Raw genomic sequence first — 26,127 nt, 5'->3', positions numbered from 1 at the left:
TGTTACCTCTTAGCGATCCACGTCAGCCATAACCACGTCAATGGTCGCCAGATAAATGATTAAGTCAGATACTAAACTTCCGTTAATCACTGAAGGCATTTGCTGTAAGTGAGTAAACGTCGGTGTACGAATACGAGTACGATAACTCATGGTCGCTTTATCTGAAGTCAAGTAGTAAGTACTTGCACCTTTCACAACTTCGGTCATGAATGATGATTCACCAGCAGGCATAACAGGACCCCATGACACGCTCAAGAAGTGCGTAATCAAGGTTTCAATGTCTTGTAATGTCTTATCTTTTGGTGGTGGAACAGCCAATGGATGATCCGCTTTATATGGACCAGAAGGCATGTTATCCAAACACTGTTTGATAATTTTGAGTGACTCAGTAATTTCACGGAAGTGAACAAGTACACGAGCGTATGCATCGCCTTCATACTCAACTGGCACATCAAAATCAAAGTTTTCATAGCCACTGTATGGACGATATTTACGTACGTCGAAATCAATACCTGTTGCACGTAAACCAGTACCAGTTACGCCCCACGCAAGTGCAGATTTTGCATCGTATTGAGCAACATTACGTGTACGACCAATAAACACAGAGTTTTTAAGTGCAGCTGTGTAGTATTCGTTCAAACGTTTAGGCATCCACTCTAGCAACTCTTTAACAAGTTTTTGCCAGTTGTTTGGAAGGTCGTGTGCTGTACCACCAATACGGAACCATGCTGGGTGCATACGGTAACCCGTGATTGCCTCAACAATGTCGTAAACTTTTTGACGGTCTGCGAACATATAGAATACTGGTGTCATACCACCGGCATCCTGAATTGCCGTACCACAGAATAACAAGTGGTTATTAATACGGAACAATTCGTTCAACATGACACGAATCACTTGCGCACGTTCAGGAACTTTAATACCTGCCATTTGCTCTACAGCCATGACATACGGCATGTTTTGAGCACAACCACCTAAGTAGTCAACACGGTCAGTATAAGGAATGAAAGAGTGCCATGTTTGACGTTCAGCCATCTTTTCCACACCACGGTGGTGATAACCGATATCAGGAACACAGTCCTTCACTTCTTCGCCATCTAACTGCAATACAACACGGAACGCACCGTGCGCAGATGGATGGTTAGGACCCAAGTTCAAGAACATGAAGTCTTCGTCAGCGTTACCACGCTTAAGACCCCAATCTTCAGGTACAAAGCGTAAGTGTTCCTGTTCGAAATCTTGCTTCGCTTTGTCTTGCATGTACGGTGTATATTCTGTCGCACGTGCTGAATATTCTTTACGAAGCGGGTGACCTTCCCAATAAGTTGGCAACAAAATACGACGGAGCATTGGATGCCCTTCGAAATTGATACCGAACATATCGTAAGCTTCACGTTCATACCAGTTGGCATTTGGCCAGATATTTGTCGCTGTCGGGAGGTTAAGATCATTTTCGTTCAAGGCAACCTTGATACGAATGTCACTATTACGCTCAAGCGATAATAAATGATAGAACACAGTGAAGTCAGATGCTGGTAAACCATCACGATGTTGACGTAAACGCTCATCCATCGCTGATAAGTCAAACAGCATTACATAAGGACGTTCCACTTTACGCAGGAACATGAGGACTTCTTGCACGCGTGCGCGCTCAACCCAGACTGTTGGAAACTCTTCAAAAGTCGCCTGCACATAGAAGTTCTCACCAAATTTGGTTTTGAGCTCTTCTACGATTGCAAATGCTGGGCGTGAATCAACTGGTGTTGACTCTGGCATAGCAATGTCAGTTTCAGCCATTGGCTTGGCTTCCTATTTAATACAAATTCTGTCAATTTTCTCGATGAACATATCGGTCAGACATGTCAAAACACCGTCAAAAATTATTTAATCTCATCCATAGAGCGTAAGTTTTTAACGGCAATACGCTGCGCATTCTTACGATCACGTTCTGGCATCATCTTTGGCTTATACACTGGCTGAAGATCATCACCAATCACGGCAGAAAGCGGGCGTCGCTCTAATTGAATCTGGTCTTGCAAAAGCATTAATGCTTGAATTAATGCTTCAGGACGAGGTGGACAACCTGGGACGTACACGTCAACAGGAATAATTTTGTCTACACCTTGTACTACTGAATAGATGTCGTACATACCTCCAGAGTTTGCACAAGCACCCATTGAAATAACCCACTTAGGTTCTAACATTTGTTCGTACAAACGTTGAATAACCGGAGCCATTTTGACAAAGCAGGTACCTGCAACAATCATCAAGTCAGCCTGACGAGGTGAAGCACGAATAACCTCTGCACCGAAACGGGACAAGTCATGCACGCCTGTTAAAGTCGTTGCATATTCAACGTAACAACATGAGGTACCAAAGTTAAATGGCCACAAAGAGTTTTTACGTCCCCAGTTTACTGCTGTATGCAAGACATCCTCTAAACGAGTCATGAATACATTCTTATTCACTTCCTCTTCAAGCGGATCAGTCACAATTTGACGTTCTTGCAATGGGTATTGATCAGCATCCGGATTCGCGCGGGTCAGAGTATATTTCATCCCGACTTACTCCTTTTCAGATGACAATGCAGGTGTAGTTTTTGACTTAACACGACCTGATGATTGGGCTGGAATCTGGCCTGTAGGGTCAGTTACGAGCTCTTCAATAGAGTTAAAGCGTGTAATTTCAGCAATATTCATTGTTGGTGAACCAACTTTGATCTTTTCACCTGCTGATTTACGACGATCTGCTGGTGACCAACTTAAGGCACCTACAGAGAAGGCATAAACAAGCGCAATCAATAGATCAACGACAAAGATCACAACAGTGGTATATCCCAACCACCCTACTTCACGCACAGAAGTAGACCATGCATAGAGGTAAAGTGCCTCTAAGTCGAATACAACAAAGAAAATTGCAACTAAATAGAACTTTGCAGACAGGCGAATGCGAGCGCCACCAGCACTCACGACACCTGATTCAAACTGCTCTTGCTTAGCGCGTCCCCACGATTTTCCCCCGAGGAGTAAGGGAACTGTGAGCATAAAGACGCAAAGAAATGTAACGCCGATCACGAAGGCGATAATCGCCCAGTCGTATGGAGTAATGGCACTCATGCGGGGATAACTCCTGGCAGGCCTATTATTTAACAAAGAATGTATGTATTGGCCTTTGAATACACCAAACACAAAATTAATCCCGCCAATTGTACCTGATTTCTAATTTCGCATGCTAGTTGAAGCGTCTTAGTCTTTTGGATGATTTTCTAATCAAAAGTATTCATCTATGTCTTGTAGAGGGGGTTTCACCGTTCATAATCGGTTTATTTGATAGTTTTTATGCTTGTGATGATTTTTTTCATTTTTTGATTTTTAATATTATTTGAACAATCGCTCATTTGGTCAAATTAAACAACTTACTTTTTTATAATATTAAGCGGTTTTTTATTGTATTCATCTTCTGCTCTGAATTATGATGAATGTTTAATCATGCATAATATTTATTACTCTTGGATAAGGGTATTTATCATTAAGGGCAGCTGATGCCATACTCACTTCGTGAACTTTCATTTTCTTCCTTCCTGAAATTTTTCATTCTATTTACGATCATTATTTCGATATGCTGCTTTATTGGAATTGCATCTCGGCCCCTTAGTTTTCTGGCTTTTTTCTGGCCGGCCAATTCAGTTTTATTAGGATTACTGGTTCGCTATCCTCAAACACGTAAACTCGGTACTTTTCTTGGCGCATATACTGGATATGTTATTGCCGACCTTATTCAAGGCACACCATTTTTACTGACTATTATCCTAACAACATCTAACTTTATTTATGTTGTTACCTCTTTAGTTCTGTATCTATGTTTAAGTCAACACATTAGATCTGCTCATCGTGGTTATTCTTACCTTTTTTTATTCGGGTTATGTGGCATAGGCAGTTTAGTTGGCGCTTTATTTGCTGCGACTTTTGTGCCTATGTTTAATACCAAGTTTATGCTTGGCAGCTTTTGGGCCGAGTTTGGTTACTGGATGACATCAGAACTACAAAATGCCCTACTCTTACTTCCTATACTGCTCAATATCCCTGCTTACTCCCAAATAAAACGTTATTTTAATGGTCATCGGGAACATATAAGCATTATCGACTTATTGCCTTTTTTAGCTGTATTAATTTCAATTACAGTAAGTTATTACGACTCTGGGCCAGGTTCTTTACTCTATCCAATCGCAGCTTTAGTTTGGTGTGCTATACGCTACAAACCTATTGTGGTCGCCCTAATTACCTCATTTACCAGTGCTTATATTATTTACCATGTCTCTGGTCATTATTTATTACTTTATCCAGAAGATTACCTGAGCAATACCATTTCAATTCGTATTGGCTTAATTATGATGACGCTTGCACCTCTGACTGTTTCTAGTATTAGTGCGCTTCATTCTGATTTAATTCAAAAACTACAACATGCAATTGCGCATGATGAGCTCACATCTAGTTTAACTCGACGTCAATTTTTACAATCAGTTCGTATACTTCAAGAAAAAGTTCAAAAGGAAAATAAAACATCTGCTTTTTTTATGCTGGATGTCGATCATTTTAAGAAGGTAAATGATAGTTATGGTCACCTAATTGGAGATAGAGCCTTACAAACCTGTGTAACCACTATACAAAATATTTTGCACCCTCATGATTTATTAGGACGTTTTGGTGGCGAAGAGTTCGCAATTTTTATTCCTGATACCAATAAAGAAGCCGCTTTTGAACTCGCTGAAAGAATACGTACCAAGATTAGTCAGCAACCGATTTATGTTTATGGGAAATTACCTATTTTTGTACAAGTCAGTATTGGTATAAGTCTATATTCACCAAATCACCATCGCTCTATTGAAAGCCTGTTTAAAGAAGCCGATGACGCACTCTATCAAGCTAAACGCCAAGGACGTAATCGGGTTTTTATTTCTTTGTAATATTTTAAAGTCATCATCTAGTGTAATGAATTTTATACAATAACTTCTGTTTTTGCCATGTATGCTAATAACAGATAATAAGGAGAAAAATGTATGAATCTAGAATATACGCATAAACCAGACTATTACTTGTTCGCGCAATTACTCGTGCGACATATAGAAAGCTATATTCAAAAACATCCAGATGCAGATAATGCCATTTTTGACTTGAGAGATGTCTATGAAATTTTTAGACAAGATTTCGCGTCAACCACGACAAACCTAGAAGGCATTTTACATATTGCGGATTCATATAAAGTTGAAACTTTGAATGGAGACCAACCTCTTATTCAAAAATATCAAATCGATGCCAAAAATAATTCACTGTTAATTGACTTTAATAGAGATGCTCTCAACAGTCTAAGAAGCGGCAAACCGATTTTGGAGCCTGACGCGACTCAACTATAAATCAATCAATAAAAAAGCACCTTATGCAGGTGCTTTTTTATTGGCTTTTAATGGGGGTTGTTTAAATCGATGTGCTGGCCAAGTCATAATAAAACGTGCCCCACCCAAACTTGGGCTTTCATCAACTTTAATTTCACCACCAAACCAGTAAGCAATACGACTTACAATTGAAAGTCCCAGACCATAACCACCAGAGGCACGCGTACGGCTGTCATCTAAACGAGCAAAGGCTTCAAATACACGCTTACGATCTTGTTCAGGGATACCCGGCCCATCATCTTCAACACAAACAAAAGCCATACCATCACTGTGAATACCACCAGTAATACGTACTTTATTATCACAATAACGAACCGCATTTCCGACCAAGTTTTGTACAACACGGTGAAGGTAACGACGCTCTGCATCCACCTTGACATATAAAGGTGGTGGAACGAGCTCAATCTCTTTCTGCGTTTTTAAAGCTTCAGTTTCAACAGCAACCTGATCCAACACTTCAAAAAGCACAATTTCTGCAAAATCTAACGAAGGTGTGCCCTGCTCTAATTTTGCATAAGTCATGATTTCATCAATTAAAGTATTGAGTGCTTCAATATCTTTATCAATCATGTCGACCTGATGCATACGATGATTGTAGTCATCTTCTTCGGCCAACATTTCTGTACCAAAGCGTATACGTGCTACTGGCGTTCTCAGTTCATGAGACACGGCACGCATTAACTCACGTTGAGCTTCAATTAAACGCTGAATATGATCAGACATATTGTTATAGCTTGAAGCCAAGTTTGCCATTTCGTCACTTCCTTCAATAGGAACACGCAATGACAAATCACCCGATTTCATACGGTTTAATGCATAACGCACTTGTCGAATTTTGCGCTCTAACGGCAAAATCAAACCATAAACACCTAAACTTAATAAGAACAAGCTAAATAAGGTAATACCCGCAGAAAGCTGTAAAGGCATCCAGTTAAACATTGGAACAGGGCCTAACACCAAAACTTGCGTAGGGTGGTTCGGAATTGGAGAGACAATCGAAATAGTTGTACCACGTACTGTTGCACTATCTTTGTACAACATCACGCTTTGATCTTGGCGTAAACGTCCAATCTGTTCAGAATCCAGATTTATATCTTGAATGTTTTGAATATTGATTGGATATGAAAAATGTTTTTGAATCTTGGCAAGATACTCTTGTTCCTGACCCGGATAAAACATGAGGTAGTCGAGTACAAAAATAGGAAGAGCCTTCATTTGGCGTTCACTAATTTTGTCGACTTTTATAGATAGATAATGCTGCGGGTCGTCACGCAAGCCAATAATCACATAAGCAATACTATTGCTTGCATCGTAACGAACTACAGATTTTTGTGCTTCGATCCGTTTTTTCTCGGTTCGAGACAGTTCAACCTTACTTGCATCGGTATAGTAAATTGGAAGTTCGAGCAAATCAGATGCGTCAGAAATCCAATCTATCTTTTGCTGCTTCCCAGGTTGTCGAGCGACCCCTTCACTAATGACATAAGAAATACCATCAGTTAAAGATTCTCGGTATTCTTGCGCGCGTTGGTAGTTGATAATTTGTACCAGTAAATACCCAAAAACAGCCACCAAAACAACAAGAATTACCAGCCCCGCATATATTCGCAGGAATATACTGTGTTTAAACACTCGACCAACCTTATAGGAAGTTTAATCAGATTTTACAATCCATTGGTTTCTTTAACAAACAAGTAACCTTTACTACGTACAGTTTTAATACGTTTTGGATTTTCAGGATCATCGCCAATTTTTGGACGAATACGCGAAATACGCACATCGATTGAACGGTCTTGACCATCGTATTCGATACCACGTAAACGTTCGAAGATATCTTCGCGCGATAAGATACGACCAGCGTTTGAAGCAAGTAACCATAACAAGTCATATTCAGCACTTGTAAAGTCAACAAGTTCACCGTTTAACGTTACAGAGCGGCCGCCATTGTCGATGACAAGGTCGTCAAACTCAATACGTTGTGCAACTTCATCTTCAACAGTTTTATCTGTGCGACGTAATAGTGCACGAATGCGCGCTAACAATACACGTGGCTGAACTGGTTTAGCGACATAATCATCAGCACCCATTTCCAGACCAAGTACTTGGTCCATGTCTTCAGTACGTGCAGTCAACATTAAAATAGGTTGATGGTAATGTGGACGAACTTCACGACAAACGGTTAAACCATCGGCACCTGGCAACATGACATCCAAGACCACAAGATCTGGTTGCTCACTAATAATACGACGAATTGCACGGTTACCATCAGTTTCCACACCAACTTCCAAGCCGTTGCGGATTAAGTATTCTTGAGTTAATCGTGCTAAACGCTCGTCATCTTCAACGATCAGAATCTTTGGTAACTTTTCTTCTTGGCTCATATCATTGCCCCTATAAATCTCATTACATGCATCTTAAAAATCTTGCAGATACATTCGTTTATCATTTGCAATATACACACGTTTACATTGTAAACAAGTAGGCGTTCACCAAACTGATACATGACAACCATGTTTTGTTGCATTTTATTAATCTTTGAATTTCCAAGTATTTTTAATATCTGTTTATTGTTATTAAAAGTCATAATCTATTCATATTTCCTATGTATGAATATTAAACAAATTATTTCTTGGCGGAATTTAAATTCATTCAAGTGCTTGTTTTTTGAGTTATCCACAAAGTTATCTATAAGCGTTTTTTAATAGCTTTGCTATGCTATCTCCCGACAAATCATACAGATAAAAAATTACTAAAAAGTCAAGATTGATCTAGCTTAAAAAATCCCGTATCTTGTGTTGAAAATAAACTTTAACTACTAAGTCTTGTGTTTATCCCTCAAATATCGTGGCATGTTTTTTGCTCGGTTCAAACGGTCTATGAACATAACAAAAGTGACAATGGAGCTATGCTGGCATGAGCGTAATTACTTCGACTCCCGGTCAAATTCAGGTGATTAAACGCACTGGAGATGTTGCTGCATTTGATGCAGATAAAATTTCTGTTGCGATTGGTAAAGCTTTTCTTGCTGTGGAAGGTCAACAGAGTTCGGATTCTAGCCGTATTCACGACCGTATTACCCAGTTGACGGAAATGGTTTTAAATACATTTACTCGCCGTTTACCATCGGGCGGTACGATCCACATTGAAGAAATTCAAGATCAAGTAGAACTTGCTTTAATGCGTACTGGGGAACAAAAAGTTGCCCGCGCTTATGTGATTTACCGTGAACAACGCGCTAACGCTCGTCAGCAAACAAACTCAAACCACCACCCTACTTTACAAGTTACTGACGCAAACGGTCAGCTTCAGCCACTTGATTTAAGTGCATTACAAGCTACAGTTTCTAAAGCAGCTGAAGGTTTGGAAGGTATTGACGTTCAAGCGATCGTGGATGAAACCGTTAAAAACTTATATAACGGCGTAAAAGAAAGCGATATTGCTACAACCATGATGATGGCAACACGTACCCGTATTGAACAAGAACCAAACTATACTTACGTAACTGCACGTTTGCTCTGTAATGAATTAGTGGGCACAGGTTTAGCTTTCTTAGGCCTACCAACTGATACTGCTGAAAACAATGCACTCGAAGCATTCTTGAAAAAAGGTGTAGAGCTTGATTTACTTTCACCTGACTTGCTTGACTTCGACTTAGAAAAATTAGCAGCAGCAATTCAACCAGAACGCTCTAATCAGTTTACCTACTTAGGTTTACAAACTCTATTTGACCGTTACTTCATTCACTCAAACGGCGTTCGCTTCGAATTACCACAATTATTCTTCATGCGTGTGTCAATGGGTCTTGCACTCAATGAGCAAGATAAAGAAGAGCGTGCAATCGAGTTCTATAACTTATTGTCTAGCTTCGACTATATGGCTTCTACGCCTACCCTGTTTAACTCAGGTACATTACGTCCACAGCTTTCAAGTTGTTACTTAACAACGATTGGCGATGACCTTTATGACATTTATGGCGCAATGCGTGACAACGCGATGCTTTCTAAATGGGCTGGTGGTTTAGGTAATGACTGGACACCTGTACGTGCCTTGAACTCTTATATTAAAGGTACAAACGGTAAGTCTCAGGGTGTTGTTCCATTCTTGAAAGTTGCGAACGATACTGCTGTTGCCGTAAACCAAGGTGGTAAGCGTAAAGGTGCTGTATGTGCATACCTAGAAACTTGGCACTTAGACATCGAAGAGTTCTTAGAGCTTCGTAAAAACACTGGTGATGACCGTCGCCGTACACACGACATGAACACTGCGAACTGGGTTCCAGACTTGTTTATGCAACGTGTATTTGAAGATGGTGAATGGACACTCTTTACCCCTTCTGAAACTCCAGACTTGCACGACTTAACTGGTGCTGAATTTGCTGAGCGTTATGCTTACTATGAGTCTGTAGCGAAAGAAACTAACATGCTACACAAGAAAGTACGTGCTAAAGACTTATGGCGCAAAATGCTTTCTATGTTGTTTGAAACTGGTCACCCTTGGATCACGTTCAAAGATGTATGTAACTTACGTTCACCACAACAACACGTTGGTGTAGTTCACTCATCTAACCTATGTACTGAAATTACCTTGAATACAAATCAAGACGAAATTGCAGTATGTAACTTGGGTTCGATTAACCTTGTACAACACGTTCAAGGTGGTGTGTTAGACCGTGAGAAGTTAGCTCGCACAATCAAAACAGCAGTACGTATGCTCGATAACGTTATCGACATTAACTACTATGCTGTACCTCAAGCGAAAAACTCTAACTTGAAACACCGTCCTGTAGGTATGGGTATCATGGGCTTCCAAGATGCGCTATACGAGATGGGTATTGCTTACGGTTCAGACGCTGCTGTTGATTTTGCAGATGAATCAATGGAAGTGATTAGCTACTACGCGATTGAAACTTCAAGCAACTTGGCTGTTGAACGTGGTTCTTACTCAACATTCAAAGGTTCATTGTGGGATCAAGGTATCCTTCCAATCGACTCTTTAGAAATTGTTGCGAAATCTCGTCCAGAGCGCATGTTCGAAGTTGACCGTACTCAACGTTTAGACTGGGACACTTTACGTGCCAAAGTTCAAAAAGACGGTATGCGTAACTCAAACGTGATGGCAATTGCTCCAACGGCAACCATCTCTAACATTTGTGGTGTTTCTCAGTCTATTGAGCCAACATTCCAAAACTTATATGTGAAATCTAACCTGTCTGGTGAGTTCACTGTTATTAACCCATACCTTGTTCGTGCCTTGAAAGACCGTGGTCTTTGGGACACAGTAATGGTTAACGACCTTAAACACTTTGAAGGTTCAGTACAAAAAATTGCTCGTATTCCTGAAGAATTAAAAGCAATCTTTGCTACTGCGTTTGAAGTAGATACACGTTGGATCGTTGATGCTGCATCACGTCGTCAAAAATGGATTGATCAAGCTCAGTCACTTAACCTTTACATCTCTGGTGCAAATGGTAAGAAACTTGACATCACATACAAGATGGCATGGTTACGTGGTCTTAAGACGACTTATTACCTCCGAGCTTTAGGTGCAACTTCTGCTGAAAAATCTACAATTAACACAGGTGCTTTAAACGCAGTTAAACCTGCGACTGTTGAAGCAGCTCCAGTTGCTGCCCCTGTTGTAGAAGCGAAGAAACCAGAAGCAGCGGTTGAAGAAGAAGGCTTTACCCAAGCAGCTCCTGTACCAATGGCTTGCTCAATCGACAACCCTGATTGTGAAGCTTGCCAATAACATTCAATAAAATTGCTCTTTTTCACTAAAGAGCAATTTTAAAAGAGGTAAAGATTATGCTTTCTCATCTCAGCCATAATTATATGCTTGGTGTTGGAGTATTAATCTTTGCCTTTATTTTCTTTTATATGCCGATGGTTTACGCATTCATTACGATACGTAAGCAACAGCGTAAGCAAAATAAGTTGTAGTGAGTAGAGACCAAAGGCCCAAAATTTGGTCATACCTTAATAAAACTTAATTTTGTTTACACATTTAAAGCGTATAGTAGGGACATCTTCGTTTAAGAGATGTCAAATATAGATATATACAACGAAGAGAGAACAAAAATGTCTATCCTTAGTTGGGACGATTTTGAAGATGATTCGCAAAAACCGGCTGCACCTGAACACAAGTCTGCGGCCATCCAACCGGAAAAAACGCCAGATTCGCAGAATGTATCTACTGCGCAGCCATCATCGCCGAGCGTGGCAGCTCCACAATCCGCTGGAACCCATTCCGTGCGACCAACAGTTGCCTCCGATACAATGGCTAGAGCCTCTGCAGCCTTAGAACATTTAGACGTTGCCCCTGGCCTTGAAGAGCTAGAAATGGGCGCGCAACGCGTTCAGGTTGACGACAAAGCCATGATTAACTGTCGCGCTGACTTGAACCAGCTTGTTCCATTTAAATACGAATGGGCTTGGCAGAAGTATCTTGACGGGTGTGCAAACCACTGGATGCCACAAGAAGTTAACATGAACCATGACATCGCGCTTTGGAAGTCTGAAAATGGCTTAACCGAAGATGAGCGTACTATTGTTATGCGTTCTTTAGGTTTCTTCTCGACTGCGGACTCTTTGGTTGCAAACAACCTAGTATTGGCGATTTACCGTCACATTACTAACCCTGAATGCCGTCAGTACATCTTGCGTCAAGCGTTTGAAGAAGCAATTCACACTCACGCTTACCAATACTGTATCGAATCTTTAGGTATGGACGAAGGCGAAGTCTTCAACATGTACCGCGAGATTCCATCTGTTGCACGTAAAGCATCTTGGGGTCTTAAGTACACTCAATCTTTAAGTGACCCTACTTTCCACACTGGTACTCCTGAAAACGACCAACGTTTACTTCGTAACTTGATCGCATTCTACTGTGTACTTGAAGGTATCTTCTTCTACTGTGGCTTTACTCAAATTTTGAGTATGGGCCGTCGTAACAAGATGAACGGTGTTGCTGAGCAGTTCCAATACATCTTGCGTGATGAGTCTATGCACTTGAACTTTGGTATCGACATGATTAACCAAATCAAGATTGAGAACCCTCACCTTTGGACTGCCGAGTTCCAACAAGAAGTCATTCAAATGATTCTTGAAGGTACTATGCTTGAAATCGAATATGCACGTGACACAATGCCACGTGGTGTATTGGGTATGAACGCAAGCATGATGGAAGAATACTTGAAATTCATCTGTAACCGTCGTTTATCTCAGTTAGGTTTACCAGAGCAATTTGCTGGTGTAACGAATCCATTTGCGTGGATGTCAGAGATGATGGACTTACGTAAAGAGAAGAACTTCTTTGAAACTCGCGTAACTGACTATCAAACTGGTGGTGCGTTAAGCTGGTAAGTTTCGACTTAGTTAATTAAGAAAAAACCGCTATCTATTAGCGGTTTTTTCTTGGCTTGTATTTATTAAACTTTTTTCAAGATGCTAAGTCTTGATCATATATATAGAGAGATTTTCAGTAATTTTATTAAATTGCCAGCCTCTATATGTATCCCTTACCACGTTTTCACTTAATTTAATTCTAAATGAGTTTAATGAAAAACTTTACTGATTCTATCGTTGCTTTTTTCAGAATCCACTATCACTCTATTAAAATTTATAAATGGATATTAATTAATTGATTTTATTCCACTACAGGCATCAATATATTGATTAATATTTTCCATAAAGCAATATATGCATTCCATCCTTCATTATTAAAAAATAAAATAAATTCAAGAATGAAATTATTAATATCTAAATCAATTAGTTTAGGTACCCATAATAATGGATCTATACTGTTAAAGCGTATTTAACAATAATAGATATTCCAGATAGCAGTACAATAAAATTAATAATTTTCAAGAATTGCTGCTTAGACAATTTGAGTGTAATTCGCTTACCAATGAACGCACCTATCAACATCGATGGAATAAACAGAAGCGCAAGTGACAATAAGTTATCCGAAAAATACACGCCTGCTGTAGTAAATAGAATGACTCGAAAAACTGTACTGCATCCAATCAATGTAGTTTGAGTGACACGGATTTTTTCTGGGGTTTCGATTCGTCCATTGAGGTAAATCGCATATAAAAATCCACCGCTACCAAACATGGCCCCTAAGAAACCACCAGATAATCCAAAAGGAAAAACAAATTTTTTCTCTAGTTTTTTCTGTGGCTTAAAGCCACTTAATGAGTAAATCGCATATAAAAGAGTAAATATACCAAATGCTAACAGTGCGTAACTTGCATTAACTCTCATCAGCAGTATAAAGCCAAGAAAACTACCGACAAACATAAGTGGTATTAGAAATTTTAATTCAGAAAAGTCTGCCTTCTTACCATCTTTAATGACATTTGAAATGGCAGCGAACATATCTAGTAAGGCTAACAGTGGAATAATTTGTGAGAGGGGTAAAAAGTTAAGTAATACAGGACTCGCAATTAATGCAGTTCCAAAACCCACCATTCCAAAAATAATATAAGAGCATACTATTGTTATTAACATTATTGAAAGTTGCAGTACTGAAAAATCTTCTAAAAGATACATTTAAAATTCCATTTTTGATTTTTAACCAAGCCAAACTACACTAAAATATAAATTATCACATAAATATTAGATAATTTTATCAAACATTAAAATATTTAATACTCATTTTTTTTGATTATTTCTTTGTTATAAAAATTTCGCTGTAAAAAATAAATTTCATTATAAAAGGATAATTCAAGAATGAACTCTAAAGTAATCATCAATGGAAATGTTGATTGTAAAGAAACGATTAGTGCTGAGTTAGATGAATTCATTACTAAAATGGATGATCATGAAATTTTCCAAAACAATTATTTCAAGCATTTGACTTCTACTTCATGGACGCCAGAATCATATATCTTATTTCGTGACAACTTCTTCTATCGTACCGAGCTAACCGTAAAAGGGATTGCTCATGTATGTTCGCGATCTGCTTTTGAAAACGATATGGACACTCTAGTCCTATTCACTCACATCTTAAGTGAAGAAACTGGTATGGGTGAAAAAGCCAAGTGCCATGAAATCTTTATGGAGAATGCGCTGAATGTATTTGGCGCCGCAGAATACAATCTTCCAGAGATGAAGGTTCAACAGGCTAAGAATAGTGATCGAATCATCGCAGAGACATTGCAGTATCGAGATACTATCCAAGGTTTGATTACGGGTAGTTATCCTCGCATGTTGGGGGCAGTCATGGCCCTAGAAAACCATGCTGATAAGATGCTTACCGTATTCCGTGAAGCGTTCCGATTCAATAACAAAAACCTTGATCCAAGTGAATTCATTAAGAAAGTTGAGGTCTATTTTAACGCCCATATCGAAAATGGCGTCGAAGATCGTCACGCTCAAGATGCTAAACAGTGTGTCCATAACAACTGTAATAACCAAGAAGACCTTGATGAGATTAAGTTTGGTGCAAATGAAACATTGAAAGCCCAGCTTAAGATGTGGAATGCAATGTTTGATCAAGCTGTATCACTTTAATTAAAACGGATTTTGAGATTTCATAATGCAAAACTTAGGTATTTCACAAGCAGCCTTGAATTTACGTGAATCAATTACACACGGAACTAAGGCGAAAATTTTAGAATTAAATAAAAAGTCTAGCGCAGATGATCAGGTTATTGATTTAAGTATTGGTACTTTGGATGAAAAGACCAATAGCGGCATTGATGATGCAGTTAAGAGTTATATTTCAAATAATGCTGCAATTATCCATGAGTTTGCCCCAGTTAAAGGCTTCCCTTTCTTACGAAAGGCTATTGCTGAGCGTGTGAAGCGTTTACGTGATATCAGCTTCAATCCAGATACTGAAATCATGGTCACTCCTGGCGGTATTAAAGGTGCTATCACCGTGGTATTTCATACACTTCTAAATCCAGACGATGAAGTGATTTACCCAGTACCAAACTGGCCTCATTACGCAGACATGATTGAATTGCACTTAGGTAAAGCTAAACCAATCTATGTCAAAGACTTTTATAACCAAGCGATTGATGTAGTTGAGTTAGAAAAAACCATTACTGATAAGACCAAAATTATCATTCTTGGTGACTGCCTAAACCCTTCTGGCAAAATTTATACTCGTGATGAATTAGAGTCGATTTCGAAAGTGATTTTGACTGCCAATGCCGAACGTTTATCAAAAGGTCTAAGCCCAATCTATGTGCTTTTTGATTGTCCGTATGAATCACATATTTTGAATACTAAGCCTGCAAACATTTCAAATATTACCCAGCAGTTTAAAGACCAAACACACTCTATGTGGGACTACACTATTTATATCACTGGTCCCGGTAAAACCTATGGAATGCACGGCGACCGATCTGGATATATTTGTGCTTCGGACAAACTGATTAAAGTTATGGAAAAAGTACAGGTGAATTTAAACTCATTTGCTTCGACCTATGCCCAAATTGCGACACATGAAGCAATGCAAGAATACATGGATGACGTTGCAAAGAAACGTGCAGTAGTTGCCAGACAGAACATGCAGACATTCATTGAAGACTTGAAAAGCTGCACTGGTTTAGAAGTGACTGAGCCTGAAGGTGGATTTTTCTTATTCTTGGACTTGTCAAAGTATGGCGACAAAATCCAAAAGCTAGGATTTGATTCAGCCGATCAATATCTTTTGGAGACAGCAAAAGTTGCTTCTATTGGAGGCATGCATTTTGGTGAAAACATCGATAGCCTCCGACATTACATACGCATGAATTGCGGACGTGATCCAGTGACTCTAAAAGCAGCCGCAGCACGTATTAAAGAAGCCCTTCAGAAATTGAACTAACTCATATTATTCAGGAAGTTAATTTTTAACTTCCTGAATTTACATTTTTATGGACGATATTACTTTGAAAAAGTTCTGTATCATTGGACTGGGATTCTCAGGTACGTGTACCTTCATCAGCTTTGTAAAAAAATTACTAAATCAAGAGATTGATCATAAGTCATGCTCTATTACTCTTGTTGAAATGCGTGAATCTATGGGACATGGGAATCCATACGACAAAGACGAATTATTGGCTGGCCATTTGTGTAATAACCCTGCCCATTCAATGTCGCTTTGGGATAACGACTTTATGGATTGGATGGCAGAAAATAAAAACCATCTGATGACTCATTACCCCCACCTAGTTTATAAGAAATCTTTGGCTGGTGAATCGCAAGTCTTCCCCGATCCTAACGCTTTTTATCCTAGAGCTTTGTTTGGTATCTATCTCAATGATAGATTCAAAAAATACTTAGAATTAGCCAAATTAAATCGTATAAAAGTTGAAGTTTACAATGGCTATGAAGCTATCGATGGCTACGAGGCTAAAGGCGGTTATAATTTAGTTATTAAGAATCAAAACTTAAATCGAACAATTGAATTAAAAGGGTTTTCTAAGCTGTTGCTGACTATCGGACACTGGACGGCAAGTCATTTAGACTCCGAACACAGTTTATTCGTAAAACCCTACCCTTTTCAAAAAGTCTTAATCAGACTTAATGACATTATGAGACAAGATCATAAGCCAAATGTTCTTGTTCGCGGTATGGGCCCTAGTGGTGTTGATACCGTCATCACTCTATTTAGCGAAGGATCGTTTGCAACTGAAAACGGAGCCTTCTCAAGCTATCAGAAGGCCGTGACAGATAAAAACTTCAAAGCCTATGTTGCTAGTCGTTCAGGATACTTCCCTGCGGTACGAGGCAATAAACCTAACTATGACTTTAAGTATTTCACTCATGAATCTTTCCCTGAGTTGCAGCAGCACTTAAATCAGGTTTTATCACTAGATGATATTCTTCATCTGCTTGATCTTGAGCTTAAAAATGCAACGAATGGTGAAGTGTCATTCAATGACTTATGCAACTTGAAATTTGCAAATGCTTATGAAAAGTTGAAATACGATCTGGAGCAGCAAGAGCTTAATGACTTAATTAATATGATCATTCTTAAAGTACGAAGAATGAAGTTTTACCGCTATTTAAGCAGTCATGATAAAAAACGCTACGACCAAGAATTTGATCACTTATTCATTCGCCTTGCCGTACCAATCCCACTGGAAAATGCACAAAAGCTGAAATGCCTATTTGAAGCTGGTCTACTTCAATCACTTAAACTTGGCTATAACAGTAAACCTCTAAAAATAATGGATAGCCATGTACAGCTCACTGATGATCTAGGGCATTCATTTGATTTTGATCTTGTGGTGAATACGATCAGTCAAGATTTTGATATCTATAAACATCCCTCAGCATTGGTTAAATCATTGTTAGAGCAAAAGAATATTGTCCCGAATATGGAGGATGAATATAACACTGGAGGTTTGATGCTAGATGGTTTCGAGACCTACAAACTGATGGAAAACCGTAGTGGATTTATAAAGCCCTCCGAGTATTTTTACTCTTTCGGTGTGCTTACCCGATACTGGCAGAATGAACGTAACTTTTCCAAAGCGATTGTTGATGCGGCTGATTCTGTCTCGACTGATTGGGTTGAATTGTTTCAAAAGCATCTGAGTGAACCCATATTTACGCCAGAACAACTCTATAAAATTAGTTAATCGGACGAGGAAAATGATCAATGGAAATGCATCAGTTTTGTTATGACCGCGATATTAGGATAGTGCTGTGCAATTTAAAAGATAGCCTGTTTCCGTTTCATAAGCATACTCATATCCCCGATCTTGTGTACTGCTCAAAAGGTGCTATTCAGGTTGAGTTACCAGATTTGCAGCAGAAATATATTGTTAATCAGGGCGGCTTTTTCCAAATTCCCCCCAATGTTAGACACAGATTTGCAAATAAAGATATTGAGGTTGAAAGCCGTTATATCATTCTTCAAATTGGAGAATTTAGTATTGAATTTTTTAAAAATATTGAAGAAATAGAACCACTACTTGCCAATATTGAACCTAAAACTCGACTGAGTTCAGATATTTTTATTAAGGACTATAACGCTGATATTCAATATATTATTGAAGACTTTAAAAACAATAGAAAAAAGGAAATTAGTACAGAGGAACAAGCCGACATTATTCAAGCATTAGAAGTATTTTTGCAGAATGGATATAAGGCAAAATTTCCAGAAAAATCGTACTTTTTTGCTTAATCCAACTGCGTGTTAGTCATGCAAAGCATCGTTATATATTCAAGCAGGCTCTTGAAGTTCCTTGTTATAACTTATGCTTTGCATTTCCTGTAATCGTGAATACGTTCTTTGAAATTCAAATTTAAGCCTCTCGCCTTTATATAATTGATTTAATGGTTGTGAAGCAGCAAAGTATAGTTTGATTTTTTGATCATAAAGTTCATCAATCAAATAAATAAAACGTCTCACGGTATCATAAATTCTATCTGTTAAATCACCAATTCCACTGATGAGCACATAGTCATATTGCGTTGCTATCTCAATGTAATCAGCTGGGCTTCTGGCTTCTCGGCAAAGGTTTTCAAAGTCGAACCAGATCACATTCTTATAGCAAGATTTAACCTCGACTGATCTATGGTTGATCATAATGCTCGTCTTGAGTTCTTTCTGGTTATTTGTAAGCTGCTGGTAAACCGAATGAAGCCATTGTTCTGATTCTTCATTTAATGGAAATCTATAGAAATGGTCATTGGCGTTGCTTTCTTTAATGGTTCTATAATCGAGTTGATTACCGATTTTCAAGACTGTGCAATTCTTATTGATATGATCTATGGTCTCTAAAAATCTATCACGATTTAAACCATCTTTATAAAGATCTTCCGGATCAATATTCGAGGTAGCAACCAATATCACTTTCTTTGAAAATAGCAGATTAAATAGATTTGAAAGTATCATTGCATCGGCAACATTTGATACAAAAAACTCATCAAAGCAAATGAGCTTATAGTTGCTTGCTATGTCATTAGCAATCAGCTTTAAAGGATCTTTATTTCCCCGATAGGCAATAAGCTGCTTGTGAACATCTTTTAGGAAATGATGAAAATGCACTCTCATTTTCTTTTTAAAATTAAGAGAGTTATAGAATAAATCCATAATCCATGTCTTGCCTGTTCCTACACTTCCCCACATATACAGACCTTTAATCTGGGGACTGAAGAAATGACTAGACTGGTTTTCAATTTTATTCCAAATCTCATTTAATGTTTCAATAGCTTGTCGCTGAGACGGATCTGCAAGAACAACGCCATTATCAATCATAGAGTTGTATATCTCGAGTGGACTTTGACCCTCATGCTTAAGCATCTTCATTCCCTACAGTAGCCAAGATTGTTGTTGAGTGCTTAATAATAATATCATTCATTATTGAAACTGCTGGAGAAAGATAAGAAAGCTGATGCCAGTATAATGGAATCTTAATTCTATATTCTTTAGAAATTTCCTTTATGCCCAGATTCGATAAATCCTGATTTATCTTGCATATAGGCATTATTCCGTAGCCCATATCACAAGCAAGCCCAGAAATATAAGAGTCAGTTGAAGGAATAATATGAAAAGGAATCATTGATTTTTTTAGTCCGAAGTTAGATTCTAAAAAATCGAAATATATTCTTTCATTTTCATTAAATAAAACTAAAGGAGCTAAACGCAGACTCTCTCTATTAATTCCATTTTTAAACCATTTATTAATAAAATTCTCTGAGGCAACTAGGCAATAAACCATATTACCTAAATATACACTTGTACACCCTCTGATTATCTCAGACTCGGAACTAATGCAGGCCTGAACCTCTCCTCTTTTTAAGAGTTCGATGGTATTACAAAGCGTATCAATCTTTACGTCTATTGTAATAGACTCAGACAGACAGTACTTGGCTAATATAGGGAAAAGCAATGACTCAAATGTACCGATACTCGCAGCAATGGGTAACGGCTTAAATTTATTATTATCGATGACCGATTTTAAAAAAACATTCTCTAATAAAGACACTCGCTGAAGATAAGCAAATAACTCAGCTCCAAATGGTGTTGGTTTACATGGTCTTTCTCTAACTAATAATACATTTCCTAATCTCTCCTCTAGTAATCGAACTCTTTGAGAAATTGCTGACTGAGATACACATAATTTTTTACCAGCTTTTTCGAAACTTCCTGTTTCAACGACGGCCGAAAAGGCGTCGCATTTAATTTTGTCTAGCATTTTTAAATGTTATCTATATTAATTAAAGTTATATTTCTTAATCATAGTAATGGGTATGGCAATACGAAATACTACAATTGTATTACTTCTGCTAAATAATCATTATTTATTTTAATTAAATGAGTAACACACATGCGATTAATTAGTAAAACTAATAAAACCCTAATTAAATTCAATATTAATTGAAATGCAGTACCTAACTCCCAAACTGGTGGTGCGTTAAGCTGGTAAGTTTAAGTATTACTTTTTAAAGTAACTCAAAGCTATAAAAAATCCGATTCTATATCGGATTTTTTATAGCTCAAAATGTCTTAATTTCTTAAAAATAATCAATCTTTTCCAGAGTACAAAACTGAACCAACTAAAACGGCTTGGCCTGCAATGCTAACGTGTAATATTGAATCTGTTTTCTCAACTGTTACTAAAACTCGCCCCGATCTTTGTATGGCTAGACCTTGATATCCCCAATAAGTTACTTTCTGGTCACAATCGATTAAATCGTGATGAACAAGGTACGCTCCCGCTGGACCATTTGCATTACCAGTTACTGGATCTTCATTAATACCGATCGCGGGTGCGAACATTCGACCATAAGTAATAGGTTCTTGCTTACTACCTTCCAAGACGAATGGAAAAAAACCATTGCAGCCTATTTCAGCACTCATGGCTTTCAGTTTTTCATTGTTCGGAGTTAATCCATCAAGTGTACTTCTGCTCAGCATGGGCACCATCACCTTGGAATGCCCCGTCGTGACAACTTGTATTGGCAAGTCGGCAAAATCACTTTCACTCACACCCAGTGCGCTTGCAAGTTCACTCCGTTGACTCGCATTAAAAGGTGGTAAAAACTCTACGCGACCTTGAGTCATTTTCACCAATAATGCTTCTGGGCTTCCAAATATTGAAACGGGTAAATGACCAGCCACCGTTTTTGCGATTAATGGGTAGTCTGATTGGTGGCCTGTAGTTGCACGTAAAAAATGAGTAGCGATTGTGGCATGTCCACAGATCGGGACTTCATTTGTAGGGGTAAAATATCGAACATGTATGTCATGGCTTTGATCTTTAGGTGACAAAACAAAGGCAGTTTCTGAATACCCTGCGAATGCAGCAATATCTTGCATCTCTTGAGTTGTAAGATGGTCAGCATCTAGCACAACCCCTGCTCGATTTCCTGTATTTGGTTGGGTGGTAAATGCATCAACTACATAAATGGTCGTCATGGCAGAACTCCTCTGTTGTTAATATTGTGATCTCAGAAATAGCTCCCGCCATAACCAGAAAATCTTATTTAATTGCTGTGCCATATGTCGTAGTTCTAAAATGTTTATGGTCGCCTTATATAATGAGTTTTGATTCTTTGTAGTAGTTATTTGAATTGTATAAATCTAGACAGCGGGGATACTATAGTTTTTATTGCAAATGCATTTTTTAAATATGGAAAGGTATGAACTGGGACGATACTAAAATTTTGTTAGCTATTGGGCGAACTGGCGGGTTGAGCCGCAGTGCAAAATTGCTTGGTATTAGTGTTTCTACCGTACATCGCAGAGCCATTGAACTGGAGAAAAGCCTCAATGCGGTTCTTTTTTCCCGAGACAGTGATGGCTATACACTCACACACGTTGGAAAACATTTTTTTGCTTTGGCTGAAAAAGCAGAAGAGCATTTAATAGCGATGGAACGTTACAACGATCAAGGGCAACAATCATTGTTCCGCATTGCTTTACCTGAGTTAATTGGGCAACAGTTGCTTCAATCAAAGCTAACAGCGTTGCAACTGAAGCATCCAGATTTACAATTAGAAATCTCAACAAGTGTCGTTCCTGTTGATTTTTCCCGACGGGAAGCTGACATTATTCTCCGGCTTGTTCGTCCAGAAAGCGGGCGTTACATTATTCGACGCATTGGCCAACTAGAATATGGACTTTATTGCAGTAAAGATTATCTCGCCAGTTTCACAGAGCATGCTGAAACGGCTGATGATTTGCTGAATCATCGTATAATCGGTTGGGACCGAAGCCTTCAATATACGTTCTTAGCACAATGGATGCGTGAACTCACTCAAGATGCAGCCCCTGCTTTGTCTTTTGATAACATGCACTCGCAACTACGAGCAGTCATTGAAGGATAAGGAATTACAGCCCTGCCTTGTTTTATTGCAAAGGCTTCTGGGTTAGTACCCATACTACCTGAGCAAACTTTAAAACAAGATGTGTGGTTAATGCGTCATTTAGATACTAAGGATAGTGACTATTCAACGTTGATTAGTGAAACAATTGAAAAAGAACTTCAAAAATATCTGTTGTAATAAAAATTAGCTTTTATTCTAATTTTGAATTCGAAAAAGAAATTTTATGTTAAACCGAGTTATGGCTCACTCAAGTTGTACAGAGTGATTTTTAGTTAAAATGATTGGCGAGAACTATCAAATCTGCTCATAAAAAATCCGACTTGTGTCAAAAACGGGATTTTGCTTTCTTTGTAGTAGACAAAAACTTTTAACAATATGATTTTAATAATCTTTTTAAATATGGTTTTAGATAACGCCCATTATGTTAAATGGATACTAAATTAGTAGAAAATTCCAGTTTTTAAAATTTCTAATAAGAGTTTTTATGTTAAGTAGATTTGAAATCGTGTCGATGAGGTATGTGATTAACACGCCCATCTTAGGAGCAATTTGATTTTATGGGACCATGCGATTCCATAGGATCACTGTATTAATTGGTTAGCTAAGGCGAGGACTTTCCTCAATTATTCGGCTTTTACTCCTTAATGCGACAGGATCCTATTATCATTCGTTTTGATTTAAAAATTATTAAAGGAATAAAATATTTAATTTTTTCTCAATAAAGAAGAATCAAATGCTGAATTTATGCTTAGATATTTAATGATATTTCTTGAATTTAGAGTATTATTTATAAAATTTTGAATTATATATAGTTATAATAATTACAATTCATTTTACACTGATTTTTATCATGGAAAAAAATAGCTCACGTGAAATCATAGCCTATAAATTATATGCACATGCAGATTTAATAAAAGGATACATCCGTCCTGTAGCAGAATGGAATGGAGAAAAATTTATTCCGTTAACAAACGAAAATTTTTGTCCTTCAGGGAAAGTATTTGTTACAAGTGCTTATGATGAGTTGGATTCAAAATACGGTGATCGTGAGTTATTTAAAGTTACAGTATTTGAATCACAGTACAGAAACCCTGATATCCCAGATGATCGTACCTGTATTTACGTTACACAAGGTTTTAAAACTACAGACATCAAACCTCGTGAATTTGTTGAAGTTTTACTGAGTGACCTTCCTGATCCTAATCTCCCTGTCATTGACTATAAATTTGAGCCTAGTACGACATATATTTATTTATTGGACAATGAATCAATTAGTTATGGTCCATTTAAATGGGAAGTTTTAAGTGGTCAAGAAAAAATTCTTTTAAAGAAAATTGATAACCCATTACCTGGTCGGGTTCTATATACAGGTAATATTTTAAAAGGTGATTTTAGTCAACTTGGTGATAATTTATTAGTATGCCAAGACTTACCAGAAGGTAGTAGAGTGTACTTTACAGACCTTACTACATTACATAACAATCCAAAATTATCATCCATTGACTACTCTTCCGATGAGGATATTATTGGACTATTTAGTAAAATTGCTAAAGAGTTAAATTATAATAGTAAGAAAGCTGACTTCTTATTTCTAGAAGCTCAGATCAAAAAAATTCCTAAATTTAATCAAAAATCCATTACAGATAAGCTTCCAAGATTCAAAGAAATTGCTAATAGCAATTTTGATTTCAAAGAAAATTTAGTGGATGGATTTGAGAAGTTCTTAAAGACTAATTTAGGGGATCAAATCGTTGAGAATTTTATCTCACGTAATAAAGATGAATATTTGAAGAGCATTAAAGAAAACTATAGTAATGAAATTGAAAAATCTCTTAGAGAGAAGAATCAAGAGCTAGAAGATTTATTAGGTAAGATTAATAATAATAAACAGGAGCTAGTCGCATTAGGTAAAGAAATCGAAGACCGTAATAAAGTTAAGTTTGATAGTGAGTTACTTGATAATGCTAAGAAAAGCGCTGACCTAAATAAAGATTTTTCTAAAAAACTAGAGGACTTTAATAATTTAAAACAAGAATATGAGACTTTAAATGAAAAATATTTAACTTTAAAAACATATGACCAAATATTAAAAGATTTAAGTCAGGCCAAAACAAATTATCGTGATGAAGTTGCACGACAAATTAGTTTGGAAAAAGATACTGATCGTTTGAAGAAACTTTATAATGAGTCTGAGGATACTCTCAGATCTAAGCTATTTGAACTTAAACCTTATGTAGAAGCAATTAACGGAAATAATATTTCTACTTCAAAAAATATCGACTTAGATGTTCATATTCCTACATATAATATAGATATGAGCAAATCTGACGCAGCTGCCATTATTATTAATTATTTCGAACAAGCTTTTAACGTTAAAAATCGCTCAATTTCACCTATTGAAATCATCAATTTAGTAGTCACAATCCAGCAGTCATTCTTAAGCTTTATTGCGGGGCTCCCAGGTGGCGGTAAGACATCCTTAGTACGTTTACTAGCTGATGTAAAAGGGTTACAGCGAAAAAGATTCTTAGAAGTTCCTGTTGCAAGAGGATGGACTGGCCAAAAAGATTTGATAGGTTATTTCAACCCTATTTCTAATAAATTCCAGTCTTCTAGTACCGGAATTTATAACTTCCTTTACTCTTTAAATAAAGAGTTAGAGATAGGTACTAACACTCCATGCTCATTGATTCTGCTAGATGAAGCTAATTTGAGTCCAATTGAACATTATTGGTCATCTTTTATGGGAATTAGTGATTTAAAAGGAAATAAACCTATTAAACTAGGCGAAGATGACCTCCAAATTCCAGAGCACCTTAGATTTGTAGCTACAATTAATTATGACAATACTACTGAGTTTCTCTCCCATCGTGTATTAGACAGAGCGCCTGTTATTTTGTTAGAAAATAGCAATATATCACCATCAATGATTGATAAGATTAATAATTCTAATAATTTATTAGATATGCCTGTTACATATGATGTGATGGAATATTACTTTGGTACAGTTGAATATATTCCAGAATTAACAGATAAAGAACAGCGTATATTTGATCAGATTAAATTTATTTTAGAAGATAAAAAGTTTGAATTTGGGAAAACTATTCAGATCAGCAATCGTAAGTCTATCGCAATCCGTCAGTATTGTAATAAGGCCAGACCTTTAATGAGAGCTTATTCTGATGATAACGATGTGTTGGCTCTAGATTATGCAGTACTACAATTAATTCTTCCACAGATTCGAGGAAACGGGAAGAATTTCTGCAACAGGCTAAACGCACTTAATCAATTGCTTTTATCTCATGATCTTCAAAAATCTTCAGATTGCCTAGAGACAATTATCAGTAATGGAGATTCAGATCTCAATACATATGATTTCTTCTGCTGGTAATTACT

Annotated in this window: 20 protein-coding genes and 1 pseudogene; 11 read left to right on the top strand and 10 right to left on the bottom strand. The window is 37.5% G+C overall.

The features are described from left to right. Positions 1-9: 9 nt before the first annotated feature. The 3 genes from nuoC to ndhC all read right to left on the bottom strand — a co-directional run bounded on the left by nuoC (position 10) and on the right by ndhC (position 3,116). On the bottom strand, positions 10-1,797 hold the full coding sequence (gene nuoC, locus ABFY81_RS15915; protein ID WP_004703507.1) for an NADH-quinone oxidoreductase subunit C/D: 1,788 nt from the start codon (positions 1,795-1,797) through the stop codon (positions 10-12). A gap of 83 nt (positions 1,798-1,880) precedes the next feature. Then, entirely contained in the window at positions 1,881-2,558 is a 678-nt protein-coding gene (locus ABFY81_RS15910) for an NADH-quinone oxidoreductase subunit B (protein WP_002050353.1), read from the bottom strand. A 6-nt stretch (positions 2,559-2,564) separates the two neighbouring features. Beyond that, positions 2,565-3,116 (bottom strand): NADH-quinone oxidoreductase subunit A, encoded by a 552-nt coding sequence (gene ndhC / locus ABFY81_RS15905; RefSeq protein WP_004703510.1) that lies wholly within the window; start codon positions 3,114-3,116, stop codon positions 2,565-2,567. Between the two features lie 425 nt (positions 3,117-3,541). On the opposite strand from ndhC, the gene ABFY81_RS15900 reads away from it, so the two are divergent. Together ABFY81_RS15900 and ABFY81_RS15895 are read left to right on the top strand one after the other, a co-directional pair. Next, positions 3,542-4,963, top strand: coding sequence for a sensor domain-containing diguanylate cyclase (locus ABFY81_RS15900; RefSeq protein WP_191010870.1), 1,422 nt, complete (start codon positions 3,542-3,544; stop codon positions 4,961-4,963). 93 nt (positions 4,964-5,056) lie between these two features. Further along, positions 5,057-5,410, top strand: a complete 354-nt coding sequence (locus tag ABFY81_RS15895) for a hypothetical protein (RefSeq protein ID WP_347914149.1) — start codon at positions 5,057-5,059, stop codon at positions 5,408-5,410. A 21-nt stretch (positions 5,411-5,431) separates the two neighbouring features. Here the strand turns inward: ABFY81_RS15895 and bfmS are convergent, their stop codons facing one another. Genes bfmS through ABFY81_RS15880 form a run of 3 tightly spaced genes read right to left on the bottom strand, consistent with a single transcriptional unit; the run spans position 5,432 to position 8,033 of the window. Next, positions 5,432-7,081 (bottom strand): sensor histidine kinase BfmS, encoded by a 1,650-nt coding sequence (gene bfmS, locus ABFY81_RS15890; protein ID WP_019457084.1) that lies wholly within the window; start codon positions 7,079-7,081, stop codon positions 5,432-5,434. 32 nt (positions 7,082-7,113) lie between these two features. Next, complete coding sequence (bfmR, locus tag ABFY81_RS15885) at positions 7,114-7,830, bottom strand: response regulator transcription factor BfmR (RefSeq protein WP_000076440.1); 717 nt, start codon at positions 7,828-7,830, stop codon at positions 7,114-7,116. Beyond that, positions 7,827-8,033, bottom strand: coding sequence for a hypothetical protein (locus ABFY81_RS15880; protein WP_019457085.1), 207 nt, complete (start codon positions 8,031-8,033; stop codon positions 7,827-7,829). The genes bfmR and ABFY81_RS15880 overlap by 4 nt, the downstream gene beginning before the upstream one ends. Before the next feature lie 329 nt (positions 8,034-8,362). On the opposite strand from ABFY81_RS15880, the gene ABFY81_RS15875 reads away from it, so the two are divergent. The 3 genes from ABFY81_RS15875 (at position 8,363) to ABFY81_RS15865 (ending at position 12,810) form a co-directional block, all read left to right on the top strand. Further along, complete coding sequence (locus ABFY81_RS15875) at positions 8,363-11,197, top strand: ribonucleoside-diphosphate reductase subunit alpha (protein ID WP_019457086.1); 2,835 nt, start codon at positions 8,363-8,365, stop codon at positions 11,195-11,197. Between the two features lie 56 nt (positions 11,198-11,253). Continuing rightward, a complete protein-coding gene (locus ABFY81_RS15870; RefSeq protein ID WP_002120013.1) occupies positions 11,254-11,388 on the top strand; it encodes a hypothetical protein in 135 nt (44 codons plus the stop codon). A gap of 138 nt (positions 11,389-11,526) precedes the next feature. Beyond that, positions 11,527-12,810, top strand: a complete 1,284-nt coding sequence (locus ABFY81_RS15865; RefSeq protein ID WP_004703550.1) for a ribonucleotide-diphosphate reductase subunit beta — start codon at positions 11,527-11,529, stop codon at positions 12,808-12,810. A 432-nt stretch (positions 12,811-13,242) separates the two neighbouring features. Here ABFY81_RS15865 and ABFY81_RS15860 read toward each other — a convergent pair whose 3' ends face one another. Then, positions 13,243-14,001, bottom strand: a complete 759-nt coding sequence (locus tag ABFY81_RS15860; RefSeq protein ID WP_004703552.1) for a sulfite exporter TauE/SafE family protein — start codon at positions 13,999-14,001, stop codon at positions 13,243-13,245. 180 nt (positions 14,002-14,181) lie between these two features. Between ABFY81_RS15860 and ABFY81_RS15855 the strand changes: the two genes are divergently transcribed. Genes ABFY81_RS15855 through ABFY81_RS15840 form a run of 4 tightly spaced genes read left to right on the top strand, consistent with a single transcriptional unit; the run spans position 14,182 to position 18,580 of the window. Next, positions 14,182-14,964: an iron-containing redox enzyme family protein gene (locus ABFY81_RS15855; RefSeq protein ID WP_004703554.1), complete on the top strand. Its 783-nt coding sequence runs from the start codon at positions 14,182-14,184 to the stop codon at positions 14,962-14,964. Positions 14,965-14,989: 25 nt separating this feature from the next. Beyond that, on the top strand, positions 14,990-16,270 hold the full coding sequence (locus ABFY81_RS15850; RefSeq protein ID WP_151741362.1) for a pyridoxal phosphate-dependent aminotransferase: 1,281 nt from the start codon (positions 14,990-14,992) through the stop codon (positions 16,268-16,270). Between the two features lie 49 nt (positions 16,271-16,319). Then, complete coding sequence (locus ABFY81_RS15845; protein WP_347914147.1) at positions 16,320-18,032, top strand: FAD/NAD(P)-binding protein; 1,713 nt, start codon at positions 16,320-16,322, stop codon at positions 18,030-18,032. A gap of 20 nt (positions 18,033-18,052) precedes the next feature. Continuing rightward, positions 18,053-18,580, top strand: coding sequence for a cupin domain-containing protein (locus tag ABFY81_RS15840; protein WP_347914146.1), 528 nt, complete (start codon positions 18,053-18,055; stop codon positions 18,578-18,580). Positions 18,581-18,619: 39 nt separating this feature from the next. Here ABFY81_RS15840 and zapE read toward each other — a convergent pair whose 3' ends face one another. From zapE to ABFY81_RS15825, 3 genes are all read right to left on the bottom strand, one after another. After that, positions 18,620-19,702 (bottom strand): cell division protein ZapE, encoded by a 1,083-nt coding sequence (gene zapE / locus ABFY81_RS15835; protein WP_049066955.1) that lies wholly within the window; start codon positions 19,700-19,702, stop codon positions 18,620-18,622. Next, positions 19,695-20,597 carry an ArgP/LysG family DNA-binding transcriptional regulator gene (locus ABFY81_RS15830; protein ID WP_347914145.1) on the bottom strand — a complete coding sequence of 301 codons (903 nt, stop codon included), beginning with the start codon at positions 20,595-20,597 and terminating at the stop codon, positions 19,695-19,697. Before ABFY81_RS15830 ends, zapE begins: the two co-directional genes overlap by 8 nt. A gap of 329 nt (positions 20,598-20,926) precedes the next feature. Further along, positions 20,927-21,820, bottom strand: a complete 894-nt coding sequence (locus ABFY81_RS15825) for a PhzF family isomerase (protein WP_347914144.1) — start codon at positions 21,818-21,820, stop codon at positions 20,927-20,929. Positions 21,821-22,044: 224 nt separating this feature from the next. Here ABFY81_RS15825 and ABFY81_RS15820 point away from each other — a divergent pair. Both ABFY81_RS15820 and ABFY81_RS15815 read left to right on the top strand, forming a co-directional pair. Beyond that, positions 22,045-22,908 (top strand): annotated as a pseudogene (locus ABFY81_RS15820) (LysR family transcriptional regulator). 673 nt (positions 22,909-23,581) lie between these two features. After that, positions 23,582-26,122, top strand: a complete 2,541-nt coding sequence (locus tag ABFY81_RS15815; protein WP_347914143.1) for a hypothetical protein — start codon at positions 23,582-23,584, stop codon at positions 26,120-26,122. Positions 26,123-26,127: the final 5 nt, after the last annotated feature.

This window comes from Acinetobacter sp. WA-87 (assembly GCF_039938935.1).
Lineage (GTDB): Bacteria > Pseudomonadota > Gammaproteobacteria > Pseudomonadales > Moraxellaceae > Acinetobacter > Acinetobacter seifertii.
This window is presented reverse-complemented; position numbering and strand designations above follow the sequence as displayed.

What these genes read in the sequence shown, in the direction of transcription:
- nuoC (WP_004703507.1), bottom strand. Translation starts at nt 1,797, where the DNA reads ATGGCTGAAACTGACATTGCTATGCCAGAGTCAACACCAGTTGATTCA.
- ABFY81_RS15910 (WP_002050353.1), bottom strand. Translation starts at nt 2,558, where the DNA reads ATGAAATATACTCTGACCCGCGCGAATCCGGATGCTGATCAATACCCA.
- ndhC (WP_004703510.1), bottom strand. Translation starts at nt 3,116, where the DNA reads ATGAGTGCCATTACTCCATACGACTGGGCGATTATCGCCTTCGTGATC.
- ABFY81_RS15900 (WP_191010870.1), top strand. Translation starts at nt 3,542, where the DNA reads ATGCCATACTCACTTCGTGAACTTTCATTTTCTTCCTTCCTGAAATTT.
- ABFY81_RS15895 (WP_347914149.1), top strand. Translation starts at nt 5,057, where the DNA reads ATGAATCTAGAATATACGCATAAACCAGACTATTACTTGTTCGCGCAA.
- bfmR (WP_000076440.1), bottom strand. Translation starts at nt 7,830, where the DNA reads ATGAGCCAAGAAGAAAAGTTACCAAAGATTCTGATCGTTGAAGATGAC.
- ABFY81_RS15880 (WP_019457085.1), bottom strand. Translation starts at nt 8,033, where the DNA reads ATGACTTTTAATAACAATAAACAGATATTAAAAATACTTGGAAATTCA.
- ABFY81_RS15875 (WP_019457086.1), top strand. Translation starts at nt 8,363, where the DNA reads ATGAGCGTAATTACTTCGACTCCCGGTCAAATTCAGGTGATTAAACGC.
- ABFY81_RS15870 (WP_002120013.1), top strand. Translation starts at nt 11,254, where the DNA reads ATGCTTTCTCATCTCAGCCATAATTATATGCTTGGTGTTGGAGTATTA.
- ABFY81_RS15865 (WP_004703550.1), top strand. Translation starts at nt 11,527, where the DNA reads ATGTCTATCCTTAGTTGGGACGATTTTGAAGATGATTCGCAAAAACCG.
- ABFY81_RS15860 (WP_004703552.1), bottom strand. Translation starts at nt 14,001, where the DNA reads ATGTATCTTTTAGAAGATTTTTCAGTACTGCAACTTTCAATAATGTTA.
- ABFY81_RS15855 (WP_004703554.1), top strand. Translation starts at nt 14,182, where the DNA reads ATGAACTCTAAAGTAATCATCAATGGAAATGTTGATTGTAAAGAAACG.
- ABFY81_RS15850 (WP_151741362.1), top strand. Translation starts at nt 14,990, where the DNA reads ATGCAAAACTTAGGTATTTCACAAGCAGCCTTGAATTTACGTGAATCA.
- ABFY81_RS15845 (WP_347914147.1), top strand. Translation starts at nt 16,320, where the DNA reads ATGGACGATATTACTTTGAAAAAGTTCTGTATCATTGGACTGGGATTC.
- ABFY81_RS15840 (WP_347914146.1), top strand. Translation starts at nt 18,053, where the DNA reads ATGGAAATGCATCAGTTTTGTTATGACCGCGATATTAGGATAGTGCTG.
- zapE (WP_049066955.1), bottom strand. Translation starts at nt 19,702, where the DNA reads ATGCTTAAGCATGAGGGTCAAAGTCCACTCGAGATATACAACTCTATG.
- ABFY81_RS15830 (WP_347914145.1), bottom strand. Translation starts at nt 20,597, where the DNA reads ATGCTAGACAAAATTAAATGCGACGCCTTTTCGGCCGTCGTTGAAACA.
- ABFY81_RS15825 (WP_347914144.1), bottom strand. Translation starts at nt 21,820, where the DNA reads ATGACGACCATTTATGTAGTTGATGCATTTACCACCCAACCAAATACA.
- ABFY81_RS15815 (WP_347914143.1), top strand. Translation starts at nt 23,582, where the DNA reads ATGGAAAAAAATAGCTCACGTGAAATCATAGCCTATAAATTATATGCA.